This window comes from Stenotrophomonas sp. RS-48 (assembly GCF_030053245.1).
Classification (GTDB): Bacteria; Pseudomonadota; Gammaproteobacteria; order Xanthomonadales; family Xanthomonadaceae; genus Stenotrophomonas; species Stenotrophomonas maltophilia_P.
Genome location: NZ_JASGBV010000144.1, coordinates 1 through 1,540, shown reverse-complemented (window position 1 = coordinate 1,540; position 1,540 = coordinate 1). Strand labels below are relative to the sequence as shown.

Here is a 1,540-nt window from a genome sequence, read left to right as displayed (position 1 = left end):
CGAACGCGGGTTGCCAGTGGCGTAAGGCCGCGGGCGCGGTTGGCCACGGGCGCGTGGCGACGCGCCGAACCCTGCGGCGCCCTTCTTTTCACTCGGCGCGGTTCGAGCAGGACGCCGAAGACGCGAAGGCGTGGTTGATCGAACATGGATTGCCGGTAGCGTGACGCGCCGCGAAACGGGGTCAGATCCCTTTTGCGCAGCAAAAGGGATCTGACCCCCTCACCCCTGCCCTGCCAGCGCACGCAGGGTAATGCCGACGATGTACGCCAGGTAGGTCCCGGTGGCGTAGCCCATCGTTCCCAGCAGCACGCCTACCGGTGCCAATGCAGGATGGAAGGCGGCGGCCACCACGGGCGCCGAGGCCGGACCGCCGATGTTCGACTGCGAGCCGATGGCGAAATAGAAGAACGGCACCTTCAGCAACCGGCCCAGGCACCACAGCAGCACGATGTGCACGGCGATCCAGATCAGGCCGAGCAGGAACAGCCACGGACGGTCCAGCAATGCCAGCAGATCCATCTGCATGCCGATGCAGGCGATCAGGAAGTACAGCAGCAGCGACCCCAGACGTGACGCTCCCGCTCCCTCCAGCGTGCGCGCGCGTGTGAAACTCAGGCCCAGGCCCAGCGTGGTCGACAGCACCACCACCCAGACGAAGGGAGCATCCAGGCTGAACTGCGATGCCCAGCCGACATGGGCCTTGAACCAGGCCGCCAGCGGCGCGCCGATTGCATGCGCCAGACCGACGCCCCCGAACGCAACGGCGACGATCAGCATCAGATCAGTCAGGCTGGGAATGCGCTCGTGTTCGGCCTGGAAGCGCGCGATGCGTTCCTTCAGTTCGTCGATGGCCGAGGTATCGGCACCGCTGCGTGCGTCGATCTTCGCGGCGCGCCCGGCGAGGAAGATCAGTACCGCCATCCAGACGTAGCCGACACCCACGTCGACCACGGCGAACTGGCCGAAGGTGGTGGCGTTGACGTCGAATACTTCGCGCATCGCCAGCATGTTGGCGCCACCGCCGATCCAGCTGCCGGCCAGTGCGGCCATGCCGGCCCAGGTGTCGCCGGCAACGGTTTCCGGGTGCAGCGCGCGCATCAGCAGGAAGGCGACCACGGCACCGAGCATGATGCTGGCGGAGGCGCCCAGGTACATCAGTACCAGCTTCGGCCCCAGCCGCAGGATGCCCTTGATGTCCACGGCCAAGGTCAGCAGCACCAGCGCCGCCGGCAGCAGTATGTCACGCGCGACCGGGTTGTACAGCGCGGTGTTCTGCCCGTCGATCAGGCCGACGGTGTTGTAGATGCCAGGAATGAGATAACACAGCAGCAACGCCGGCACGAAGGTGTAGAAGCGCTTCCACGGCCCCTGCTCGCGCGAGGCGGTCCAGAACACGGCCCCCAAAGTGGCGGCGATCAGGCCGAAGACCACGATGTCGTTCTGGATCAGGGCGTTCGAAGTCATGCGGGCGCTCGGGTAGAGCCGAGCCATGCTCGGCTGCTGTTGGCGGGAAAGGAGGCACAGAGCAGCCGAGCATGGC

The 1,540-nt window shown here is 66.4% G+C and carries 1 protein-coding gene; it reads right to left on the bottom strand.

Translation table 11 applies throughout. The annotated features are described in order from the left end of the window. Window positions 1-219: 219 nt before the first annotated feature. The gene (locus QMZ25_RS18905; RefSeq protein ID WP_053516181.1) at window positions 220-1,464 is read right to left on the bottom strand and encodes a DUF819 family protein; all 1,245 of its coding nucleotides are present in this window, start codon (window positions 1,462-1,464) and stop codon (window positions 220-222) included. Window positions 1,465-1,540 lie beyond the last annotated feature (76 nt).